At 64.7% G+C, this 21408-nt stretch carries 18 protein-coding genes; 16 read left to right on the plus strand and 2 right to left on the minus strand.

Annotated features, from left to right (window positions below; translation table 11 throughout):
• Nucleotides 1-79 precede the first annotated feature (79 nt).
• The 6 genes from boxB to CAP37_RS02885 all read left to right on the plus strand — a co-directional run bounded on the left by boxB (nucleotide 80) and on the right by CAP37_RS02885 (nucleotide 6934).
• Complete coding sequence (gene boxB / locus CAP37_RS02860) at nucleotides 80-1507, plus strand: benzoyl-CoA 2,3-epoxidase subunit BoxB (protein WP_086122780.1); 1428 nt, start codon at nucleotides 80-82, stop codon at nucleotides 1505-1507.
• Between the two features lie 61 nt (nucleotides 1508-1568).
• On the plus strand, nucleotides 1569-2861 hold the full coding sequence (gene boxA / locus CAP37_RS02865; protein ID WP_086122781.1) for a benzoyl-CoA 2,3-epoxidase subunit BoxA: 1293 nt from the start codon (nucleotides 1569-1571) through the stop codon (nucleotides 2859-2861).
• A gap of 90 nt (nucleotides 2862-2951) precedes the next feature.
• Complete coding sequence (locus CAP37_RS02870) at nucleotides 2952-3584, plus strand: DUF3305 domain-containing protein (protein WP_086122782.1); 633 nt, start codon at nucleotides 2952-2954, stop codon at nucleotides 3582-3584.
• 2 nt (nucleotides 3585-3586) lie between these two features.
• On the plus strand, nucleotides 3587-4270 hold the full coding sequence (locus CAP37_RS02875) for a DUF3306 domain-containing protein (RefSeq protein WP_086124788.1): 684 nt from the start codon (nucleotides 3587-3589) through the stop codon (nucleotides 4268-4270).
• A complete protein-coding gene (locus CAP37_RS02880; protein ID WP_086122783.1) occupies nucleotides 4230-6299 on the plus strand; it encodes a 4Fe-4S binding protein in 2070 nt (689 codons plus the stop codon). Before CAP37_RS02875 ends, CAP37_RS02880 begins: the two co-directional genes overlap by 41 nt.
• Nucleotides 6300-6313: 14 nt before the next feature.
• Nucleotides 6314-6934 carry a molecular chaperone gene (locus CAP37_RS02885; RefSeq protein WP_086122784.1) on the plus strand — a complete coding sequence of 207 codons (621 nt, stop codon included), beginning with the start codon at nucleotides 6314-6316 and terminating at the stop codon, nucleotides 6932-6934.
• Between the two features lie 38 nt (nucleotides 6935-6972).
• On the opposite strand, the gene CAP37_RS02890 is transcribed toward CAP37_RS02885, so the two are convergent.
• A complete protein-coding gene (locus CAP37_RS02890) occupies nucleotides 6973-9081 on the minus strand; it encodes a cache domain-containing protein (protein ID WP_256926861.1) in 2109 nt (702 codons plus the stop codon).
• Nucleotides 9078-10472, minus strand: coding sequence for a sigma-54 dependent transcriptional regulator (locus tag CAP37_RS02895; protein WP_086122785.1), 1395 nt, complete (start codon nucleotides 10470-10472; stop codon nucleotides 9078-9080). Before CAP37_RS02895 ends, CAP37_RS02890 begins: the two co-directional genes overlap by 4 nt.
• A 431-nt stretch (nucleotides 10473-10903) precedes the next feature.
• On the opposite strand from CAP37_RS02895, the gene CAP37_RS02900 reads away from it, so the two are divergent.
• The 10 genes from CAP37_RS02900 (at nucleotide 10904) to CAP37_RS02945 (ending at nucleotide 21408) form a co-directional block, all read left to right on the plus strand.
• The gene (locus CAP37_RS02900; RefSeq protein ID WP_086122786.1) at nucleotides 10904-11134 is read left to right on the plus strand and encodes a formate dehydrogenase; all 231 of its coding nucleotides are present in this window, start codon (nucleotides 10904-10906) and stop codon (nucleotides 11132-11134) included.
• Between the two features lie 16 nt (nucleotides 11135-11150).
• The gene (locus CAP37_RS02905; RefSeq protein WP_086122787.1) at nucleotides 11151-14114 is read left to right on the plus strand and encodes a formate dehydrogenase subunit alpha; all 2964 of its coding nucleotides are present in this window, start codon (nucleotides 11151-11153) and stop codon (nucleotides 14112-14114) included.
• A gap of 15 nt (nucleotides 14115-14129) precedes the next feature.
• Nucleotides 14130-14732, plus strand: a complete 603-nt coding sequence (gene fdh3B, locus CAP37_RS02910; protein WP_056272861.1) for a formate dehydrogenase FDH3 subunit beta — start codon at nucleotides 14130-14132, stop codon at nucleotides 14730-14732.
• Nucleotides 14729-14983: a hypothetical protein gene (locus tag CAP37_RS02915; protein WP_086122788.1), complete on the plus strand. Its 255-nt coding sequence runs from the start codon at nucleotides 14729-14731 to the stop codon at nucleotides 14981-14983. Before fdh3B ends, CAP37_RS02915 begins: the two co-directional genes overlap by 4 nt.
• A gap of 9 nt (nucleotides 14984-14992) precedes the next feature.
• On the plus strand, nucleotides 14993-16213 hold the full coding sequence (locus tag CAP37_RS02920; RefSeq protein WP_086122789.1) for a formate dehydrogenase subunit gamma: 1221 nt from the start codon (nucleotides 14993-14995) through the stop codon (nucleotides 16211-16213).
• A gap of 47 nt (nucleotides 16214-16260) precedes the next feature.
• Nucleotides 16261-16647 carry a hypothetical protein gene (locus CAP37_RS02925; protein ID WP_086122790.1) on the plus strand — a complete coding sequence of 129 codons (387 nt, stop codon included), beginning with the start codon at nucleotides 16261-16263 and terminating at the stop codon, nucleotides 16645-16647.
• A gap of 97 nt (nucleotides 16648-16744) precedes the next feature.
• The gene (locus CAP37_RS02930) at nucleotides 16745-17605 is read left to right on the plus strand and encodes a formate dehydrogenase accessory sulfurtransferase FdhD (RefSeq protein WP_086122791.1); all 861 of its coding nucleotides are present in this window, start codon (nucleotides 16745-16747) and stop codon (nucleotides 17603-17605) included.
• Nucleotides 17606-17659: 54 nt separating this feature from the next.
• Nucleotides 17660-18292: a uracil phosphoribosyltransferase gene (upp, locus tag CAP37_RS02935; protein ID WP_086122792.1), complete on the plus strand. Its 633-nt coding sequence runs from the start codon at nucleotides 17660-17662 to the stop codon at nucleotides 18290-18292.
• Nucleotides 18293-18436: 144 nt separating this feature from the next.
• Nucleotides 18437-20992 carry an ABC transporter permease gene (locus CAP37_RS02940; protein WP_086122793.1) on the plus strand — a complete coding sequence of 852 codons (2556 nt, stop codon included), beginning with the start codon at nucleotides 18437-18439 and terminating at the stop codon, nucleotides 20990-20992.
• Complete coding sequence (locus CAP37_RS02945; protein ID WP_086122794.1) at nucleotides 20989-21408, plus strand: group II truncated hemoglobin; 420 nt, start codon at nucleotides 20989-20991, stop codon at nucleotides 21406-21408. Before CAP37_RS02940 ends, CAP37_RS02945 begins: the two co-directional genes overlap by 4 nt.

Consider the following 21408-nt stretch of genomic DNA (forward strand, 5'->3'; position numbering starts at 1 on the left):
CCCTTGCCAACCACTTCCGTGTGAGCCCTTCGACAAGCTCAGGGCGAACGGATTTCGAAACACCACCCAGGAGACCCTCATGTCCACCATCGACTACAGCGACAAGATCCCGAACAACGTCAACCTGAGCGAAGACCGCACGCTGCAGCGCGCGCTGGAGCAATGGCAGCCCAACTACCTCAAGTGGTGGGACGACATGGGCCCGGACGGCTCGCAGAACTTCGATGTGTACCTGCGCACTGCGGTCAGCGTGGACCCGCAAGGCTGGGCGCAGTTTGGCCATGTGAAGATGCCCGATTACCGTTGGGGCATCTTCCTGAACCCGGCCGAACAGGACCGCAAGATCCACTTCGGTGACCACAAGGGCGAGGCCGCCTGGCAGGACATCCCTGGCGAATACCGCGCGAACCTGCGCCGCATCATCGTGACGCAAGGCGACACCGAACCTGCATCGGTCGAACAGCAGCGCCACCTCGGCCTGACGGCCCCGAGTCAGTACGATCTGCGCAACCTGTTCCAGGTCAATGTCGAAGAAGGCCGCCACCTCTGGGCCATGGTCTACCTGCTTCACAAGTACTTTGGCAAGGACGGCCGCGAAGAAGGTGAAGCCTTGCTGGAGCGCAACAGCGGCAACGCCGACAACCCCCGCATCCTGGAAGCTTTCAACGAAGAAACACCCGACTGGCTGAGCTTCTTCATGTTCACCTACTTCACCGACCGCGATGGCAAGTTCCAGCTCTGCGCCCTGGCCGAAAGCAGCTTCGATCCGCTCGCCCGCACGACCAAGTTCATGCTGACCGAAGAAGCGCACCACATGTTCGTGGGTGAGTCGGGCGTGAGCCGCGTGATCAACCGCACCTGCCAGGTGATGAACGAATTGAAGACCGATGATCCCGCCAAACTGCGCGCCGCCGGCGTGATCGATCTGCCGACCATCCAGCGTTACCTGAACTTCCACTTTTCGGTGACCATCGACCTGTTTGGTGCCGATGAATCGAGCAACGCCGCCACCTTCTACTCCACCGGTCTCAAGGGTCGGTATGAAGAGGGCAAGCGTGCCGACGACCACGTGCTCAAGGGCCAGACCTACCGCGTGCTCAATGTGCAGAACGGCCAACTGATTGAAAAGGAAGTGCCGATGCTCAACGCGCTCAACGAAGTCCTGCGCGACGATTACATCAAGGACAGCGTGGGGGGTGTCGAGCGCTGGAACAAGGTGATCGAAAAGGCGGGCATTCCCGTGCGCCTGACCGTCCCGCACAAGGCTTTCCACCGCAACATCGGCCTGCTCAAGGGCGTAAAGGTGGCGCCCGACGGCCGCGTGGTTTCCGAAGCCGAGTGGAATGCCAACCGGAACAACTGGTTGCCCAGCGAATCCGACCGAGCGTTCGTGGCCAGCCTGATGGGCCGTGTGGTCGATCCCGGCAAGTTTGCCAACTGGATCGCACCTCCCGTCATGGGTATCAACCGCCAGCCCGTCGATTTCGAATACGTGCGCTTTAATTGAGTGATTTACTCCCTCTCCCGTTGACGGGAGAGGGTTGGGGTGAAGGTGCAGGAGACAAACGATGGACATGGCTACCAACAGCGCTGTCATTCAGCAGCACCTGATCGATCCCGAGATCTGTATCCGGTGCAACACCTGCGAGGCCACTTGTCCGGTGCAGGCGATCACGCACGACGACCGCAACTACGTGGTCGATGCCGAGAAGTGCAACCTTTGCATGGCCTGCATCTCGCCGTGCCCCACGGGCTCCATCGACAACTGGCGCACCATGCCGCGCGTGCGCGCCTATACGCCGGAAGAGCAGCTCACCTGGGACGAGCTGCCGGCCGAGTTGCCGCCGGAGGAACTGGAAGGCCTGAGCGAAGGCCCCACCGCTCATGCTCAGCCTGCCCAAGCCCCCGCCAGCCAGCCCGACCCCTCCGGACAGGAACTCTTCAACGCCTCGGCTTTCGGTGCCACGCTGCCGCCCTGGTCGGCTGCCCACGCCTACACCAACCTCTACGGTCCCAAGGCCGCGCAGAAGACCGTGACCGCCACCGTGACCGGCAATGTGCGCGTGACCGAAGTCGGGAAAACCGCTGGCGGCGATTACGACACCCACCACATCGTGCTGGATTTCGGTGCCATGCCCTTCCCGGTGCTCGAAGGTCAGAGCATCGGCGTCGTGCCGCCGGGCACCGATGCCTCGGGACGCGCCCACCACGCCCGCCAGTACAGCATCGCCAGCCCGCGCAATGGCGAACGCCCGGGCTACAACAACCTCTCGCTCACCATCAAGCGGGTGCTGGAAAACCACCAGGGCCAACCCGTGCGCGGTGTCGCCAGCAACTTCATGTGTGACCTGAAGGTTGGCGACAAGGTGGAGGTGATCGGGCCGTTCGGCACCAGCTTCCTCATGCCCAACCACCCGAAGAGCCACATCGTGATGATCTGCACCGGCACCGGCAGCGCACCCATGCGCGCCATGACGGAGTGGCGTCGACGGTTGCGCGCTTCGGGCAAGTTTGAAGGCGGCAAGCTCATGCTGTTTTTCGGCGCGCGCACGCAGGAAGAGCTACCGTACTTCGGTCCGTTGCAAAGCCTGCCCAAGGATTTCATCGACACCAACTTCGCCTTCAGCCGAACACCCGGTGCGCCCAAGCGCTATGTGCAGGACGCCATGCGTGAGCGAGCCGCCGACCTGGCCTTGCTGCTGCAGGACCCGAACACCTTCTTCTATGTGTGCGGCCTGAAGAGCATGGAAGAGGGCGTGGTGCTGGCGCTGCGTGATGTGGCCCAGGGCGCCGGTTTGAACTGGGAAACGATCGGCGCCTCACTCAAGCGCGAAGGCCGTCTCCATCTCGAAACCTATTAGGGTTTGCCCGCGCATTTCGTCACCCGTGGCAGGGTGAACCACCGGGCGGGAATCGGCCGGACAGGGGATGGCTTACATTGCGGTCTTCTTATGAAGATTGAACATACCCCGGTATCTGCACGCAGCCGTCCCGCGATCGAAGTCGACGTGGTGATGCGGCGTGAACCGGTGGTGGGGCCGATGAGTCGCTGGCAGCCCTGGCGCTGGGTGCTGGCCGATGTGGTGCTGCGCTCCGAACCCGAAGACACCGGGCCGGCCGACGCCAACGAATCGCACGAACCGCAGGCGGTAGAGCCCGTGGATGGCACCGAGGCCAGTGCACAGGCGACGCACTGGTTGTTTCCGCGTTTTCGGGTGGAGTTGTTCCGCGACGATGCCGAGGGCTACTTCCTCAATCTCAACAGCCCGCAACCCTGCTTCTGGGTGTTCTGGCGTGCCGACGAAGCGCGCCTGCTCGACGGTGAAGCCATGGCGGTGCCGCAGATCGTGACGCTGAGCTACCACGACGCAGGCCGTTGGCTCGATGCGCAGGAGCGTGTGGACCAAGTGCCCGCACCCGCCGAGGTGGTGGAGTGGGTGCGCGGTTTCGTGGACGCCACCTACCAGCCCGAGCCAAAGAAGCGCAAGCGCCCCGACAGCTTCAAGCCGTTGACCGATCGCTTCGGCCAGCCGGTGCGAATTTCGACTGAAAAGATTCGAGGTGGCGGACCACCTGCGCAATGACCATGGCCTCCGAAGACGACAGCAACTTTTTCTCGCGCTGGTCGCGCCGCAAGGTGCAGGTGCGCACGGGCGAGCCTTTGCCGGCAGAGCCACCTGTGGCGCCTGCCGCGCCCGTGGTGGTGGTGGTGGCGGCACCGGTGACCGTGCCGAAGGCAGAACCCCTTCCTGAGCAACCTGCCGCTGAGGCACCTCCGGTGCTCACGCTGGAAGACGTGGCCCGCCTCACCCCTGAGTCGGACTACTCGGCCTTCGTGGCGCGCGGCGTGCCGGCAGATGTGCGCAATGCCGCCGTAAAGAAGCTTTTCACCGACCCGCACTACAACGTGATGGACGGCCTCGACATCTACATCGACGACTACTCCAAACCCAGTCCACTGTCTGTGGCCGATATGGCCAAGATGGTCGGTGCGCAGTTCCTGAAACTGGTGGACGACCCCGAGGACAAGCCCAAGGTGGCGGCCCTGCCGGACACCGCAGCCGCTGCGGAAGCCGAAGTCACCACCACCGCCCCTGATGCGGATGTCGAGCCGGGGGAAGCCATCGCCGCCGATGCTTCCGATCTCGATTCCGTTTCCGATTCCGATTCCGATTCCGATACCCATAAGCCCCACGATGACCACGCTGATCTGCAATTGCAACCAGACCATGCCCTTGAACCCAAAGGTTCTGGGCGAGGCGCTGGATGAAGACCTGACGCTGCACACCACGCTGTGCCGCCGCGACGCGCCCGCGTTCCAGCGCGCCTGCCGCAGCCAGGAAGAACTGGTGGTGGCCTGCACGCAGGAGAGTCGACTCTTCACCGAACTCTCGCAGGAGACCGAGGGCGCGGTGCCGCTGGACGTGCGGCCGATCCACTTCGTCAACATCCGTGAAACTGGCGGCTGGGGCCGCGAGGCCGCGCAGGCCACACCCAAAATGGCCGCGCTGCTGGCCGCTGCACGCCTGCCCGATGCCGAGCCCGTACCCACCGTCACCTACAAGAGTTCGGGCCGCCTGCTGATCATCGGCGCGCTGGACGAGAGCGAGCGCATCGCCGGCATGGTGGCCGATACGCTGGAGGTCAGCCTCATGGCCACGGGCGGCGCCGGCATGCAGGCGCGGCAGTACCCGGTGATCGCTGGCGCGTTGCAGCAGTTGCGCGGCTGGCTCGGTGCCTTCGAAGTGCAGTGGCAGACCAACAACCCCATCGACCTGGACCTCTGCACGCGTTGCAACGCCTGCCTGGCGGTCTGCCCGGAAGACGCCATTGGTCTGGACTACCAGATCGACATGGACAAATGCCGCAGCCACCGTGCGTGCGTGAAAGCGTGCGAATCGGTGGGCGCCATCAACTTCCAGCGCGAGCCGCAGGAACACAGCGAGCAGTTCGACGTTGTGCTCGATCTGCGCGAGGCACCTGCCTTCGAGCAGCATGCACATCCGCAGGGTTACTTTCACCTGGCCGGCGGTCTGCAGGATGCGAGCGCGATGGCCACCGTCATCAAGCTGCGCGACCTGGTGGGTGAATTCGAAAAGCCCAAATTTTTCACCTACAAGCAGAAGCTTTGCGCGCACGGCCGCAACGAAACGGTGGGCTGCAATGCCTGCGTGGAGATCTGCTCGGCGCTGGCGATCAGCAGCGAGATCAAGCGCAATCAGATCGTCGTCAACCCCAACCTCTGCGTGGGTTGCGGCGCCTGCACCACCGTGTGCCCGACCGGCGCGCTCTCGTACGCCTACCCGCGCGCGAGCGAGCAGGGCGTGAAGCTCCGTACCGTGCTGGCCACGTATGCCAAGGCCGGTGGCAAGGACACTGCGCTGCTGCTGCACAGCCAGGAAGCGGGTGCCGCGCTCATCGGCGAGCTGGGCCGCGCGGCCTCGCTCGACCGCAAGGGCGTGCGCGGCGTGCCGGCGCGCGTGATTCCACTGCCGCTGTGGCACACGGCGTCCATCGGGCTTGACGTGTGGCTCTCGGCTTTTGCCTACGGCGCGTCGCAGGTGTGGGTGCTGATGACGGGCGAGGAAGCGCCGCAGTACCGCGACGCGGTGCGCGAGCAGATGGCGGTGGCGCAAGCAGTGTTGAGCGGGCTGGGCTACAGCGGCCAGCACTTCCGGCTGATCGAGGCGCGCGACGCGAAGGCGCTGGACGCGATGCTGGGCGATGCGCCGGCTCAGAGCGTGAAGCGCCGCGCTACCTTTGCCATTCAGGCCGAAAAGCGCGCCACGGTTGAGCTGGCCCTGGATCACCTCATGCAGGACAGCGTGGCCCACCGCCCCTCGGTGGAAGCGATCCCATTGCCACAGGCCTCGCTGCTGGGCACCATCGCCGTCAACAAGGACACCTGCACACTCTGCCTGAGCTGTGTGAGCGCCTGCCCGGCGAGCGCACTGCAGGACAACACCGAGCGCCCGCAGCTGCGTTTCATCGAGAAGAACTGCGTGCAGTGCGGCCTGTGCGCCAGTACCTGCCCGGAAGACGCCATCACGCTGCAGCCGCGCCTGTTGCTCGGCGAGCAGCGCAAGCAATTGCGCGTGCTCAACGAGGCTCAGCCCTACCAATGCATACGTTGCAGCAAGCCCTTCGGCACCTTGAAAGGCATCGAGGTCATGCTCGCCAAACTCTCGGGCCACGCCATGTTCCAGGGCGAGGCGCTGGAGCGCCTGAAAATGTGTGGCGATTGCCGCGTGGTGGATCTCTATTCCAACCCCGGCGAAACGCGTATTCAAGATATCTGACTTCGCCACTCACCATGAACAACGCCATTCCTGTCTCGCCCTCCGCGCTGGACGAAGAAACCGCCCGCGCCGAGGTCTATGGTCTTCTCGCCGCCCTCTACTACGCGCCGCCCACGCGGGAGTTCATGGCGCAACTGCGGGTGGCGGTGACCGAAGCGCCGGCCGCCGGTGGTTTTCTGGAAGAACCCTGGCGCGATCTCGTGGCCGCTGCGCGTGCGGTGGACGACGAGGCTGTGGCGAACGAGTACGACTCGCTGTTTGGCGGCGTTGGCAAACCCGAGGTCTATCTTTTCGGTTCGCATTACCTGAGTGGCTTCCTGAACGAGAAGCCGCTGGCGGCACTGCGCAGCGACCTCGCCGAACTCGGTCTGGCGCGCGACGAAGCCATGCCAGAAACCGAAGACCACGTGGCCTACATCAGCGAAGTGATGCGCTACCTCATCGCGGGAGACGAGGTGGAGGTGGCCAACCTCACGCAGCAGCAGAAGTTCTTCACCAAGCACGTGCTGCCGTGGGTGCCGCAGATGTGCGATGCGATTGCTGCGCATCCCAAGGCCCGCTTCTATGGAGCTCTCGCCGGATTCACACGTGCGTTCGTGAGCGTGGAATCTCAGGGCTTCGACATGCTGGTTTGAGGTGGTTGCTTTCGGCGCAAGGTCGAATAGCGAGAGTTTCAAAGAGCCCCAGGCCGCCCATCACCGGTAGGTGCGGCCTCAGGCGCCCGAGGCTCGGTCAACAACAGCACGGTGAACGAGGCGCCGGAGGTATCCGGCCGGTTGTCCGCGCTGATGCCACCGCCGTAACGCTCCACCAGCCCTTGGCTGATCCACAAACCCAGGCCATTGCCGTCGTTCTTCGTCGTGAAGAAGGGTCGGAACAGGCGATCGCGCACCTCGGGTGAGAGGCCGGCGCCGCTGTCCTGCACCACCAGCAAAGCACCGATGGCGTTGCCACCTTCGCTGCCCTCGGGCCACCAGTCCCGCGTCAGCAGCTTCAACTCGCCACCCTGTGGCATCGCCTGAATCGCATTGATCATCAGGTTGATGATCACCTGCTGCAGTTCCTGCCGGTTGCATGCCACACGGCAGGTAGCCTTGAAGTTGCGCTGCACCGCAATGCTCGTCTGCGCCAGCAGGTGGCCCACCAGCACCAGGCAGTCTTCCATCGTGCGGTTCAGGTCCAGCGTCTCCACATAGCCCGCGTACTCCGTGGGTCGTGCGTATTGCAGCAACTGCGTCACGATGATGCGCATGCGCTCCACCTGCTCGTCCAGCAACTTCAGCTCGGAGCTCACCGGTTCGCTCGCTTTGCCCAGCGTCTCGCGCATCAGGTCCAGGTTGCCCTGCATCACCGCAATCGGGTTGTTGATTTCATGCGCGATGCTCGCTGTGAGCTGGCCGATGGCGGCGAGCTTTTCGCTCTTTACCAGTTGTTGCTGCGCCAGTTGCAGCGAGGCGTTGCTCGCTTCCAGTTCCTGCGTGCGCTCGGCGACCTTGTGGTCCAGCTCATCGCCCCAGCGTTGCAGAGCCTCGGTCTTGTCGTCGATCACGTCGAGCAGCTGGTCCAGGTGCCCGGCCAATGCGCCGAGCTCGTCGCGCGCTGGCAGTGGACCTACGCGCGCCTGCGGCTGGCCTTCTTCCACCAGCTGCATGGTGCGGTTCATCTGCTCCACCGGCTGAAAGATGCTGCGCGCCCAGCGCAGCGAGAACCAGGCAGACAGCGCCATCACCACCAGAAAGATCAGGCCCATGGCGGCCAGCATGGCGTAGCGCACCAGCCGGAACGGCGCTTCCAGGTAGCCCACGTACAGCATGCCGATGCGTTGCTCGCGTGCGTCCAGCAGCGGCTCGTACGCGGACACATACCAGTCGTTCACCACGAAAGCTCGGTCCAGCCAGGTCTGGCCCCGGCCCAGCACCGCGTCACGCACCGTCTGCGACACCCGCGTGCCAATGGCGCGCTGGTCCTGGAACAGGCGCACGTTGGTGGTGATTCGCACGTCGTCCATGAACAGCGTGGCGGTGCCCTGGCTGCCGAAGGGCAGCGAGCCTTCGGGATACACGATGCGGTTGATGTGGTCGATGAAGTCCAGGTTCTGGTTCAGCAGCAGACCACCTGTCAGCACCGCGATGGTTCGACCGCTTGCATCCAGCACGGGGTGTGTGGACAGCATCACCATGGCGCGGTGCTCGGCGTCTCGCGTGGCGGGCGCGGCATTGCGCGTGGCCACGAGCGGAATGCGAAGGCGCGGCATCAGGTGCGGCGCCAACGCGGCCAGGTCGTCGGGCTCCAGCACCAGCAAGCGCGCCGTGCGCGCTTGCGCTGCGCGACCCAACGCCGCAGGCATGGGTGGGACGGGTGCGGTGGTGTCGGCAGTGCTCAGGCCCGAGGGCACCGCGCGCGCGAGCGGTCGGCCTTGCGGGTCGTACAGCAGCAGGAAGTCCAGCCCGAGACGTTCCCGCGCCAGGGCGAGCTGATCGCTCAGTCCGTTGCGCTGGCCGGCGGTGCTGGCCGGCCGGAGTGCCGCAAACAGCGCCTGCGAAGCGGCCACGCCCTGGGTGCCCGATCCCACCTCGCTCAGCACCTGATCGAAGTAGCCATGCGCCACCGCCAGATCGCTGCGCACCTTGGTGATCAGCAGCCGGTCGTAGGCCGCGTTGCCCCACAGCGCCAGCGCCAGCACCAGCAGCGGAAACGCCACCAGCAGCGGCAGCAGCGCCATGGCCAGCAGCTTGTTCCGAACCGAACTGGCGAGCCAGCGGGGCGTTCGCCAAAGGCTCACAAACTGTTCCACTCGGCCACGCGGCGCTCCAGCGTGCGGCGCGATACGCCGAGCAACTGCGCCGCGCGCGTCTTGTCGCCCTGCACCGAGTCCAGCACGGTGAGGATGTGCAGCTTCTCCAGCGTGTGGAGGTCGGTGGGCATGGCAGGCGCAGAGCCGCTCTCGGGCGCTGGCTTCACGCCGGGGTAGAGGGCTGACACGTTGAGACTGCCCAGAATTAACGAGCGCTCGATGAGGTTGCGAAGTTCCCGCACGTTGCCCGGCCAGTCGTACTGGCGCAGAAAGTCCATTTCCTGCGCTGTGATCACGAGCGGCTCCACACCCAGTGAAGGCGCGAGCTGGGCAATGAAGTGCGCCACCAGTTCGGCGATGTCTTCCTTGTGTTCGCGCAGCGGCGGCAGCGTGAGATCGACGACCTGCAGGCGGAAAAACAGGTCCTTGCGGAAACGGCCGGCGGCCACTTCTTCGCTGAGCTGGCGGTTGGTGGCGGCCACGATGCGCAGGTTCAGTGGCACCAGTTGTTCGCTGCCCACGGGCCGGATGTTCAGGTCTTCGATGGCGCGCAGCAGCGTGGCCTGGATGGACAGCGGCAGCTCGGCGATTTCGTCGAGAAACAAGGTGCCGCCCTGCGCGTAGTGAAAGAGACCATCGCGTGCCCGGGTGGCGCCAGTGAACGCGCCTTTGGCATGGCCGAAGAGTTCGCTCTCGATCAGCTCGGGCGACACCGCCGCGCAATTGACTGGCACGAAGGGACCACCGGCGCGGCTGCTGAGGGCGTGCAGCTCGCGCGCCACCAGCTCCTTGCCGGTGCCCGATTCGCCTTGAAGCAGCACCGTGCTGTTGACCGGCGCCACTCGTGCAATGGACTGCCCCAAGCGCTGCATGGCCTGCGACGACCCCACCAGCGCGTTGCGCCCTGGTGTGCTGCTGACCGCGCGGCGCAGCACGAAGTTCTCGCGCCGCAGGCGCGAACGCTCGTAACAATGCTTCACCGCATTGAGGATCTGCGGCACCCGGAAGGGCTTGAGGATGAAATCGGAAGCGCCGGCGCGCAGCGCCTCGATGGCGGTGTCCAGATCGGCGAAGGCGGTGATCAGGATCACCTCGCCGTTGAAGCCATGTTCACGGAGTTCCTTGAGCCACGCCACGCCGCTCTTGCCGGGCAGGGAAATGTCCAGGATCACCAGGTCCACATGGTGACCGCGCAGCCATTGCGCGCCGTCTTCGGCGCTGCCCGCGCTCATCACGAAGTGGCAGCGCGGTGCCAGCGTCTTGACCAGAAAGTTGAGCATGCCCTGCTCGTCGTCCACGATCAGGATCGACCAGTCGGGCCAGCCTTCAAGCGTCTTTTCGGGCGAGGGGGGAAAAAGGGTGGTCTCCACCGCAGGCATTCTACGGAGGAGGTCGACCAAATCAGTTGGGTATTGGGGCAAATCCGACGCCTGACCAGGATGTTGGTCCGCTTCGATGCAAGCGGCGCGTGCGACAACTTGTCGCATTGCGCCATGACAGCCTGGCGCAACGTTGCACAGATCGAGCTGTACCTTCAGGGTTATCCCTTGCGAACGCGGGGGTGTGTGCAGGCAGATGAGTACCAAAGCAAGTACCACTGCGGTGCGCATCGCATGGCACGCTTCTGGCTATGAAATCGGGAGCACCGACGCATGCTGCGGTGCGGCATGCGGCGATGAGAATAGCTCTCATCTTGCTGCGGGGCGGGGGCATGGGAGTCGCTTGCACAGGCTGTGGGGGCGGGTTAGATTCGACGTATGCAAAAGGCCCGCACGTTGTGCTGCGAGCCCTGTTCAACCAGGAGACATGCATGAACAAGTCCCCACGATCCACGCCCGAAGATGGCCGCACGAGCCTCAACCGCCGCACCTTGTTTGCCGGCGCTTCTACCGTGGGTGCCCTGGCCGCTGCCGCCACGCTGATTCCTCGCGGCGTGCCTGCGGAGGCCACCGTCGCCGTGCCCAAGCCAGCGCCGACCAAGGGCGGGGGCTACAGCTTGAGCGATCACGTCAAGCAGTACTACCAGACCACCCGCATCTGAGCGCACAGGAGCCCCCATGTTGCTGACCAAAAAATCCTCCTCGGGCGCCCACGCTGCCCGCAGCTCCTCCGGCTTCGTCCACAACCTTCAGCGCGGCCTGTCATCTGCGCTGCCCACCATGGATCGACGGAGCTTCCTGCGCCGTTCCGGCCTGGGTGTTGGTGTGGGCCTCGCGGCCACGCAGCTCACGCTGGTAAAAAAGGCGAAGGCCGCTGAAGGCAAGTCCATCGACGGCACCGGCAAGATCGAAGTCAAGCGCACCATCTGCACCCACTGCTCGGTGGGTTGCGCCACCGATGCGATCGTGGAAAACGGCGTGTGGGTTCGCCAGGAACCGGTGTTTGATTCGCCGATCAACCTGGGCGCTCACTGCGCAAAGGGCGCAGCCCTGCGCGAGCACGGCCATGGCGAATACCGCCTGCGCTACCCGATGAAGCTCGTGAACGGCAAGTACCAGCGAATCAGCTGGGACGTGGCGCTCAACGAGATCACCGCAAAGATGAAGGAACTGCGCGAGGCCAGTGGCCCGGACTCGGTGTACTTCATCGGTTCGTCCAAGCACAACAACGAGCAGGCGTATCTGATGCGCAAGTTCGTGAGTTTCTGGGGCACCAACAACACCGATCACCAGGCGCGCATCTGCCACTCCACCACGGTGGCCGGCGTGGCCAACACCTGGGGTTATGGCGCCATGACCAATTCGTACAACGACATGCAGAACAGCAAGTGCGCGTTGTACATCGGCTCCAACGCTGCCGAGGCGCACCCGGTGTCCATGCTGCACATGCTGCACGCCAAGGAAAACGGCTGCAAGATGATCGTGGTCGATCCGCGCTTCACCCGCACGGCGGCCAAGGCCGACGAGTTCGTGCGCATCCGTTCCGGCTCCGACATTCCTTTCCTGTTTGGCTTGCTGCATCACATCTTCAAGAACGGCTGGGAAGACAAGCAGTACATCAACGATCGCGTGTACGGCATGGAGGCCATCAAGGCCGAAGTGATGGCCAAGTGGACGCCCGACAAGGTTGAAGAAGCTTGCGGTGTGGGCGAGGCGCAAATGGCCAAAGTGGCCGAAATGATGGCCAAGAATCGTCCCTCCACGCTGGTGTGGTGCATGGGTCAGACGCAACACTCGATCGGCAACGCCATGGTGCGTGCCTCCTGCATCGTGCAACTTGCTCTGGGCAACGTGGGTGTTTCCGGTGGTGGCGCGAACATTTTCCGCGGCCATGACAACGTGCAGGGCGCAACCGACATCGGCCCCAATCCAGATTCGCTGCCCGGCTACTACGGCCTAGCAGCAGGCTCGTGGAAGCACTTTGCCAATGTGTGGGGTGTGGACTACGAGTGGATCAAGAAGCAGTACGCCGAAGGAACCATGGAGAAGCCCGGCATCACGGTTTCTCGCTGGATCGACGGTGTGCTCGAGAACAACGAATTCATCGACCAGGGTCCGAACCTGCGCGGCGTCTTCTACTGGGGCCACGCGCCCAACTCGCAGACGCGCGGCCTGGAAATGAAGCGGGCCATGGACAAGCTCGACTTGCTGGTGGTGGTGGACCCGTACCCTTCAGCCACTGCGTCGATGGCGGCCATGCCCGGCAAGGCCGAAGACCTCAACCCCAACCGCGCGGTGTACCTGCTGCCGGCAGCGACCCAGTTCGAAACCAGTGGCTCCGTCACAGCGTCCAACCGGTCTTTGCAGTGGCGCGAAAAAGTCATCGAGCCACTGTGGGAGAGCCGCAGCGACCACATGATCATGCATCAGTTGGCTGAGAAACTCGGCTTCGCGACCGAGCTCAGCAAGAACTACAAGATGCAGAAGGTCAAGGGCATGGACGAGCCCGTGCCGGAAGACATCCTTCGCGAGATCAACAAGTCGGTCTGGACGATCGGCTACACCGGCCAGAGCCCGGAGCGCCTCAAGGCCCACATGCGCAACATGAATGCGTTCGATGTGAAGACGCTGAAGGTGAAGGGCACGGTGATCGACAAAGAGTCCGGTTACGACATGACCGGCGACTACTTCGGTTTGCCCTGGCCTTGTTTTGGAACACCGCAAATCAAGCATCCAGGCTCGCCGAACCTCTACGACAACTCCAAACATGTGATGGACGGCGGCGGCAACTTCCGCGCCAACTTTGGCGTGGAGCGTGAGGGCAAGAACTTGCTGGCTGAAGACGGTTCCCACTCCTTGGGCGCGGAGATCACCACCGGCTATCCGGAGTTCGACCACGTGCTGCTCAAGAAGCTGGGCTGGTGGACCGACCTGTCAGAGGCCGAGCAGAAGGCCGCCGAAGGCAAGAACTGGAAGACTGATCCGACCGGCGCGATCATCCGCGTGGCCATGGCGCACGGCTGCCATCCTTTTGGCAACGCCAAGGCGCGCGCCGTGGTGTGGAACTTCCCAGACGCCGTGCCGCAGCACCGCGAGCCCATCTACGGCACGCGTCCCGAGCTTGTTGCCAAGTACCCCAGCCACGACGATCAAAAGACCCGCTGGCGACTCCCTGTGCTGTACAAGTCGCTGCAGTCAAAGAACGTGGCCGACAAGATGCACGAGAAGTTCCCGCTGATCATGACCTCGGGGCGTCTGGTGGAGTACGAAGGCGGCGGCGAGGAAACGCGGTCCAACCCCTGGCTGGCCGAGCTGCAGCAGGAAATGTTCGTCGAGATCAACCCCACCACCGCAGCCGCGCGCGGTGTGCGAAATGGCGAGCGCGTGTGGGTGAACACGCCCACCGGCGCACGCATGAATGTGCAGGCGCTTGTGACCGAGCGTGTTGGTCCGGACACGGTGTGGCTACCGTTCCACTTCTCCGGCCGCTGGCAGGGCGAGGACATGAAGCCCTACTACCCGGACGGTGCTTTCCCGGTGGTGCGCGGCGAAGCCGTCAACACAGGTACCACTTACGGTTACGACATCGTCACGATGATGCAGGAAACCAAAACCACGATCTGCAACGTCGAAAAAGCGTAAGACCAGGAGCACAACATGGCACGAATGAAATTCATCTGTGACGCCGAGCGCTGCATCGAATGCAACGGCTGCGTCACCGCCTGCAAGAACGAACATGAAGTCCCCTGGGGCGTGAACCGCCGCCGGGTGGTCACCCTCAACGATGGCGTGCCCGGCGAGAAGTCGATCTCGGTGGCGTGCATGCACTGCAGCGATGCACCTTGCATGGCGGTCTGCCCGGTCAATTGCTTCTACCGCACCGACGAAGGCGTGGTGCTGCACGACAAGGACGTGTGCATCGGCTGCGGCTACTGCTCGTATGCCTGCCCGTTCGGTGCACCGCAGTTCCCATCGCAAGGCACCTTCGGCGTGCGCGGCAAGATGGACAAATGCACCTTCTGCGCCGGTGGTCCCGAGGCCCATGGCAGTCAGGACGAGTTTGAAAAGTACGGCCGCAACCGCCTGGCTGAAGGCAAGCTGCCGGCCTGCGCCGAGATGTGCTCGACCAAGGCCTTGCTGGCAGGTGACGGCGACGTGGTGGCCGACATCTTCCGCAACCGCGTGTTGCAGCGTGGCAAGGGCGCCGAGGTCTGGGGCTGGGGCACGGCCTACGGCACGGCACAGGGGACCAAGTCATGACGATCCGCCGCCTGACCCTTTCTTCTCTGCTCGCTGCTGCGACGCTGGTGTTGAGCGCCTGTGGCGACAAGCCCCAGGAAATGAACGGCGCTGGTGTCAAGCAGGACGGCGCGCCCTACCAGGGCGTCGGCCAGAGCCAGTACACGCAGACCGGCTGGAAGGCCGGCGACAAGGCGAGCTGGGAGCAGCAGCTCAAGTCGCGCGCGCAGTACGGGCAGAACGACTACACCCGCATGGGCAACAGCAAGTAAGGCCGAACCATGTCCACTTCGTTGTTGACACGTGGCTTGCGCCGCCTGAGTTCGCCGGTCTTTTGGTCGGCAGCTGTGCTGGCGCTGAGCGCCGGCTGGGCCAACGCTCAGGCCTTGAAGGTGGAGCCGGTGCCGGAAGATCCGGCGCCCGCCAAAACCGCGCCGGCTGCCCAGCAGCAAGGCGGCATACGCAGCGCCAACATCTTCGAGATCGCGCCCGATGCGAGCACCGATCCCAAGTACGGTGAGCAGACCAACGCAGAGCGCGGCAAGGTGCAGCCCGGCAACAACGCGCCCATGTGGCGCGACGTGGGCAAGGGTGTCACCGGCACCACCAGCCTGCCGTACGCGGAGGCGGGCAACCTCATTCAGGGCTTCGTGCAGTACCCGGGTTCGCGCGTCACCAACGCCGGCGAAGCCTGGCGGCAGGTGCGAAACGACTGGATCATTCCCTACGGCGGCTCGCTGCTGCTGATCGTGATGCTCGCCATCGCGCTCTTCTACATGGCCAAAGGGTCCATCGACCTTCACGGCCAGCCCACCGGCCGCGTGATCGAGCGGTTCACCTACGTGGAGCGGGCGGCGCACTGGCTCAATGCCATCGCGTTTGTGGCCCTGGCCATTTCGGGCATCGTCATGGCCTTCGGCAAGTTCTTCCTGCTTCCCATCATCGGCAGCACGCTGTTTGGCTGGCTGACCTACGCGCTCAAGAACCTGCACAACTTTGCGGGCCCCCTGTTCGCCGTCACGCTGGTGATCATGATCGTGACCTTCATCAAGGACAACCTGCCTGCAAAGGGTGATCTAACCTGGTTGCTCAAGGGCGGTGGCCTGCTCGGTAAACATGAAGTGCCTTCACACCGCTTCAACGCGGGCGAAAAGGTGGTGTTCTGGGCTGGCGTGTTCTTTCTCGGCCTGATCGTGGTGGGCTCCGGCCTGTTCCTCGACAAGCTGGTTCCCGCCGTCGAATTCACCCGGGGCAACATGCAGTGGGCTCACATGATCCACGCCAGCGCTGCGGTGCTCATGATGTGCCTGTTCATGGGCCATATCTACCTGGGCACCATTGGCATGAAGGGCGCCTACAAGGCCATGAAGACCGGCTATGTGGATGAGACCTGGGCCAAGGAACACCATGAGCTCTGGTACGACGACATCAAGGCCGGCAAGATCCCCGCCCAGCGCAGCGCCAATGGCCCGACCGACACCGGTCAGACGGTCAAGGTCTGAGTCCGAAGATGGTCACCCACCGCAACGATCCGAGACAAGGAAGCCCCATGAAACGCAGCCTGCTGTGCATCTCCCTGCTGATGGCTTTTGCTGCCCACGCCAAGCTGCCCGCACCGCCGCCGCCGACCGACGAAGCCAAAGCCAAAGCCGCCGAAACTGCCGCCAGGACCGCCTGGGCCGCCAAGGTCGACGCCTACAAGCTCTGCATGTCCATGGACAAGGCGGTCAGCAACTATTTCAAGACCGCCGCGGCGTCGGGCAAATCGGTGAAGCCTGCGGTGGCCACCGCACCGACCTGCACCGATCCTGGTCAGTTTGCCTACGTGGCCCCCAAGCCGGCCGAAGCCGCCGGTGCGCATTCTCCTGCCGCCACTGCGGTCAGCCCGCCGAGCACCCAGGCGCCCGCCGGTCCCGCCACGCCCGCCAAGAAGTGAGCGTGTCGGCCGGGGTAACAACCGATACCCCTGCCAGCGCAGCCCCCAGGGCCGCACCTCCGGGTGGCGGCCCTTTTCATGCGGTAGTCTTCGTCCCATGTCCTTGCCCCAACTGACCCAGGCCCGTGCCCCGCTGACCCGTGAAGTCGAGGTCATGAACGAGCACGGTCAGCGCGAGGTCATCTCGATTCCCGCCGAGCGCGACCTGACGGTGTACGTGGACAAGCGCGAACTGGTCACGCTCATGACGCTGGGCGCGCACCCCGAGTGGCTGGTGCTGGGCTATTTGCTGAATCAGCGCCTGATCGCTTCGATCGACGAGATCGAGTCGGTCACGGTGGATTGGGATGTGAACGCGGTTTCGGTGAAGACCCGTCACGGAATCGACCGAATCGAGGAGCGCACATCGAAGCGCGTGGTCACCACCGGCTGCGGCCAGGGCAGCGTGTTCGGCAACCTCATGGACGAAATTGACAGCATCCAGCTGCCCGCCGAGGCGGGGTTGAAGCAGTCTGAGCTCTACGCCATCGTCAACGCGATCCGGCTCAAGGAGAGCACCTACAAATCGGCCGGTTCGGTGCACGCCTGTGCGCTGTTCTGTGGCGAAGAACTGCAGTTGTTCGTGGAGGACGTGGGGCGCCACAACGCGGTCGACACCATCGCCGGCTGGATGTCACTCCAATCCTTGCTGCCCTCTGGCGAGAAGATCTTCTACACCACCGGCCGGCTCACCAGCGAGATGGTGATCAAGTCGGCCCAGATGGGCGTGGCGGTGGTGGTGTCGCGCAGCGGCATCACCCAGATGGGGCTGGACGTGGCCCAGCGAGTGGGCCTTTGTGCAATCGGGCGTGCGACCAACAAGCACTTTCTTTGTTACGCCAACTCGCAGCGGCTGGAACTCGATGCCGTGCCGGCAGCGGCCCCCATCGCCCGCGATCGCGCCGCCATTCCCTCCTGAAGCGGCGAATTGCGGGTCGGGCATAAACTCGGTGTCCTTTCACCGAGGGGCCCCATGAGCCGAGCAGTTCACGTCATTGATCACCCGCTGGTGCAGCACAAGCTGACCCTGATGCGCCGCAAGGACACCAGCACCAAGAGTTTCCGCGAACTGGTGCACGAACTCAGCGCGCTGCTGGCTTACGAGCTCACGCGCGAGATGCCCATGCAGGACATCGAGATCGAGACCCCGCTGGAAAAGATGACCTCCCGCGTGATCGACGGCAAGAAGATCGTGCTGGCTTCCATCCTGCGGGCCGGCAACGGTTTCCTGGACGGCATGCTGCAGGTGATCCCCGGCGCGCGCGTCGGCCACATCGGGCTGTACCGCGACCCGGCCACCCTGCAGGCGGTGGAGTATTACTTCAAGATGCCGCAGGACATGCACGAGCGCGACGTGATCGTGCTCGACCCCATGCTCGCCACCGGCAACTCGGCCGTGGCCGCCGTGGACCGGTTGAAGAAGACCGGGCCGCGCTCGATCCGCTTCGTCTGTCTGGTGACCTGCCCGCAAGGACTCAAGACCTTTCACGATGCGCACCCTGACGTACCGGTGTACACCCCCGCCGTCGACCGGGGACTGAACGAGCACGGCTACATCGTTCCGGGTCTCGGCGACGCGGGCGATCGAATTTTTGGCACGAAATAGGGCTCCCCCCGCGCCACGCCTGCGGCGCGTCACCCCTCAGGGGCAACGCCTGCGGCCTGGCAAAGCCAGTTCCGCGGCGTTCTGAACCAATCCACTTCGCGCCGGTCCGATGTGTGGAGTTTGTTGATGCGATAAGGTCCAAGAATGAGTACATCCCCTGCCTCGCTCCCGATCCGCTTCTGGACCCTGGGCTGGTCTTCTCTGGTGCGTGACTGGCGTGCGGGCGAGTTGCGCCTGCTGATGCTGGCCGTGACGCTCGCGGTGGCCGCGCTCACGGCGGTTGGTTTCTTTGCCGACCGCCTGCAGAACGGTCTGACGCGCGATGCCCGCGCCCTCATCGGCGGTGACGCGGTGGTGAGCAGCGACAACGCGCCGCCCGCGAGCTTCGAGGCGCAGGCGCGCGCGCTCGGCCTCACCACCACGCAGACGCTGGGTTTCCCCACCATGGGCCGCGCGCGCGATGAAGAGGGCGGTGCGGCGCGCCTGGTGGCACTGAAGGCCGTGGGCGAGGGCTATCCATTGCGTGGTGCCCTGCGCGTGGCTGAAGCGCCCGGTTCGCCCGACGCCGACACGCGTGAGATCCCCGCACCAGGCACGGCCTGGGTGGATGCGGCGCTGCTGGTGGCGCTCGACCTGAAGATGGGCGACCCGCTGCTGCTGGGCGACACCTCATTCCGGATTGCACGCATCGTTGTGGTGGAGCCGGACCGGGGCGCGGGCTTCATGAACTTTGCGCCGCGCGTGATGATTTCCAGCAGCGACCTTGCCGCCACCGGCCTCGTGCAGCCCGCCAGTCGTCTGAATTACCGCCTGGCCGTGGCCGGGGCTGATGCGCGGGTGGCGCAGTTCAGCCGCTGGGTGGACGAAGAAATGAAGAAGCCTGGGGTGCGCGGCCTGCGGCTCGAGTCGCTCGAAGGCGGTCGCCCCGAGATGCAGCAGACGCTGGCACGGGCCGAGAAATTCCTCAACCTCGTGGCCTTGCTGGCGGCGCTGCTGTGCGCCGTGGCGGTGGCCATTGCGGCGCGAGGTTTCGCGCAGCGCCATCTGGACGATTGCGCCATGCTGCGTGTGCTCGGCCTCTCGCAAGGCACCATGGCGCGCGCTTACACGCTGGAATTCGTGCTCATTGGCCTGGCCGCGAGCGCGCTGGGCGTGCTCATCGGTTATGGCGTGCACCACGCGTTCGTGTTGCTGCTGGCTGGCCTGGTGGAGGCGAGCCTCCCGCCGCCGGGCATGACACCCGTGCTGCTGGGGCTGGGCATGGGGCTCACACTCATGCTGGCCTTTGGCCTGCCGCCGGTGCTTCAACTGGCGCAGGTGCCGCCTTTGCGGGTGATCCGGCGCGATGTGGGTCAACTCAAGCCCGCCACGCTCGCGGTGCTCGGTCTGGGCATCGTGGGCTTCGCCGCGCTGCTGCTGGCCGCCAGCCGCGACCTGCTGCTCGGCGCCATCGCGGTGGGTGGCTTTGCGGGCGCGGTGCTGTTGTTCGCGGCCGCCAGTTACGCCGCCGTGCGTGTGCTGCGAGCCAGCGTGAACGAGGCCACCGCGCCTCGCGCACTGGTCATGGCCACGCGGCAGCTCTCGGCTCGTCCCGCCTACGCCGTGGTTCAAATCAGCGCGCTCGCAGTGGGCCTGCTGGCGCTGGTGCTGCTGGTGCTGCTGCGCACCGATCTGATCGCCAGCTGGCGCAACGCCACGCCGCCCGACGCACCCAACCGGTTTGTCATCAACGTGCAGCCCGAGCAGGGAGAAGCCTTCCAGAAGGCCTTGCGCGACGCGGGTGTTCAGCGCTTCGACTGGTACCCCATGATCCGGGGGCGGCTGGTGCGCATCAACGGCGAGAGCGTGAATCCGGAAGACTTCGCGAGCGACCGTGCGCAGCGTCTGGTGGACCGCGAGTTCAACCTCTCCAACACCGCCACTTTGCCCGAGCACAACCCGGTGAGCTCGGGTCGCTGGGTCGACAACGAGGCCGACGCGATCAGTGTGGAAGACGGCCTGGCCGAGGAGCTGGGCCTCAAGCTCGGCGACCGTCTCGGCTTCGACATCGCGGGGCAGATCACCGAAGGCCGCATCACCAGTTTCCGCAAGGTCGACTGGGGTTCCATGCGGGTGAATTTCTTCGTTGTGTTCCCCGTGGCGCAGGTGCCCGATGTGCCGGTGAGCTTCATCAGCGCGTTCCGCGCGCCCGAGGTGGCCGCAGGTAGCACCAACGGATTCGACAACGCCCTGGTGCGCCAATTCCCCAACATCACCAACGTCGACATGAGTCAGACGATTGCGCAGGTGCAGCGCGTGCTGGGTCAGGTGATCAGTGCGGTGGAGTTCCTGTTTGCATTCACGCTTGCCGCCGGTCTGGTGGTGCTGCTCTCCGCCATCACCGCCACGCGTGGCGAGCGTGAGCGGGAATTCGCCATCCTGCGTGCGGTGGGGGCGGGGTCGAAGCTGCTGCGGCAGGTGCAGCGTATCGAGCTGCTGGGCGTGGGCCTGCTGGCGGGCTTCCTCGCCTCGGTGGTGGCGGTCGCGGTGGGCTGGGCGCTGGCGCGCTTCGTGTTCCAGTTTTCCTGGACCGCCTCTCCGTGGGTGCCGCTGGGTGGTGCCATCGCCGGGGCCGTGCTGGCCCTCATGGCGGGCTGGTGGGGCCTGCGCAGTGTGTTGCGCACGCCGGTGGTTGAAACCTTGCGCAAGGCGACCGCATGAACCTCCCCATCCACAACCCGCAGGAGCCCGCGCGCTTCGATACGCCGTTCGAATGGATCGGGGGCGAGGAAAAGGTCCGCGCGCTGGTCGACCGCTTCTACGACCTCATGGACATCGAGCCCGGCTACCGCGAACTCCGTGCGGCGCACGGCAGCACGCTGGACAACGCGCGCCAGCGGCTGTTCTGGTTTCTTTGCGGCTGGATGGGTGGACCGCAGCACTACACCGAGCAGTTCGGCCACCCACGCCTGCGCATGCGCCACATGCCGTTTGCCATCGGCATCCTCGAGCGCGATCAGTGGCTGGCGTGCATGGACCAGGCCATGGGTGAGACTGGGGTCGATGCGGCGCTGCGCGAGCGCCTGCGCACCAGCTTTTTCCAGACCGCCGACTGGATGCGCAATACGCCGGCCTGA

Source organism: Hydrogenophaga sp. IBVHS1, assembly GCF_002127265.1.
In the GTDB taxonomy this organism is placed as follows: domain Bacteria; phylum Pseudomonadota; class Gammaproteobacteria; order Burkholderiales; family Burkholderiaceae_C; genus Hydrogenophaga.

Bases quoted from the DNA above. Each gene is read 5' to 3' on its own strand.
- boxB (WP_086122780.1), top strand. From the start codon at position 80: ATGTCCACCATCGACTACAGCGACAAGATCCCGAACAACGTCAACCTG.
- boxA (WP_086122781.1), top strand. From the start codon at position 1,569: ATGGACATGGCTACCAACAGCGCTGTCATTCAGCAGCACCTGATCGAT.
- CAP37_RS02870 (WP_086122782.1), top strand. From the start codon at position 2,952: ATGAAGATTGAACATACCCCGGTATCTGCACGCAGCCGTCCCGCGATC.
- CAP37_RS02875 (WP_086124788.1), top strand. From the start codon at position 3,587: ATGGCCTCCGAAGACGACAGCAACTTTTTCTCGCGCTGGTCGCGCCGC.
- CAP37_RS02880 (WP_086122783.1), top strand. From the start codon at position 4,230: ATGCCCTTGAACCCAAAGGTTCTGGGCGAGGCGCTGGATGAAGACCTG.
- CAP37_RS02885 (WP_086122784.1), top strand. From the start codon at position 6,314: ATGAACAACGCCATTCCTGTCTCGCCCTCCGCGCTGGACGAAGAAACC.
- CAP37_RS02895 (WP_086122785.1), bottom strand. From the start codon at position 10,472: ATGCCTGCGGTGGAGACCACCCTTTTTCCCCCCTCGCCCGAAAAGACG.
- CAP37_RS02900 (WP_086122786.1), top strand. From the start codon at position 10,904: ATGAACAAGTCCCCACGATCCACGCCCGAAGATGGCCGCACGAGCCTC.
- CAP37_RS02905 (WP_086122787.1), top strand. From the start codon at position 11,151: ATGTTGCTGACCAAAAAATCCTCCTCGGGCGCCCACGCTGCCCGCAGC.
- fdh3B (WP_056272861.1), top strand. From the start codon at position 14,130: ATGGCACGAATGAAATTCATCTGTGACGCCGAGCGCTGCATCGAATGC.
- CAP37_RS02915 (WP_086122788.1), top strand. From the start codon at position 14,729: ATGACGATCCGCCGCCTGACCCTTTCTTCTCTGCTCGCTGCTGCGACG.
- CAP37_RS02920 (WP_086122789.1), top strand. From the start codon at position 14,993: ATGTCCACTTCGTTGTTGACACGTGGCTTGCGCCGCCTGAGTTCGCCG.
- CAP37_RS02925 (WP_086122790.1), top strand. From the start codon at position 16,261: ATGAAACGCAGCCTGCTGTGCATCTCCCTGCTGATGGCTTTTGCTGCC.
- CAP37_RS02930 (WP_086122791.1), top strand. From the start codon at position 16,745: ATGTCCTTGCCCCAACTGACCCAGGCCCGTGCCCCGCTGACCCGTGAA.
- upp (WP_086122792.1), top strand. From the start codon at position 17,660: ATGAGCCGAGCAGTTCACGTCATTGATCACCCGCTGGTGCAGCACAAG.
- CAP37_RS02940 (WP_086122793.1), top strand. From the start codon at position 18,437: ATGAGTACATCCCCTGCCTCGCTCCCGATCCGCTTCTGGACCCTGGGC.
- CAP37_RS02945 (WP_086122794.1), top strand. From the start codon at position 20,989: ATGAACCTCCCCATCCACAACCCGCAGGAGCCCGCGCGCTTCGATACG.